The sequence below is a fragment of the Streptococcus sp. SGI.013 genome (assembly GCF_050315295.1).
In the GTDB taxonomy this organism is placed as follows: Bacteria; Bacillota; Bacilli; order Lactobacillales; family Streptococcaceae; genus Streptococcus; species Streptococcus porcorum.
The window spans coordinates 1-459 of the sequence record NZ_JBNPOS010000095.1; the positions used below are offsets into that span (position 1 = coordinate 1).

1 protein-coding gene is annotated in these 459 nt (G+C 39.2%); it reads left to right on the plus strand.

Annotated elements, in window-relative coordinates:
* Window positions 1-459: CPBP family intramembrane glutamic endopeptidase (locus ACQRDX_RS09505; RefSeq protein WP_427896654.1), on the plus strand; the 459-nt coding region annotated here is incomplete at both ends.

Genomic DNA, 459 nt, shown 5'->3' on the forward strand with positions numbered 1-459 from the left:
CGGTCTTCTTGTGAGTTTATACCTGCATGACTATATGACGATTAAGGTCTTAATCCTGCTACAAATGCTTCTTTTAGGTGTAGCTTGTCTAGAGATTACTCATCAAAAAACTGTTCAATCAAAAAATATGACCTTGCAAAATCGCCTAAGATGGTTGCTTCTTGGCTTTGCGTGTATGGTTGCTTTTGCAGTCTTCATCAGTTTCCTATTTTCAGTTCAGACTAGGAATCAAGCAGTATTGGTACAAGTAGGAAAACTGGTTCCTCATGTTATCTTTTTATTGTTTCTGGTCAATGCAAGTGTCCTTGAAGAGATAGTTTATAGGCAGTTGCTCTGGGAAAAATTGACATTCCCTTTTGTACAAATAGGCGTGACCAGTTTTCTCTTTGTTCTATCTCATGGACCCAATCAGTTAGGGAGTTGGCTCATGTATAGCTGTCTTGGCTTGACCTTGGCTGT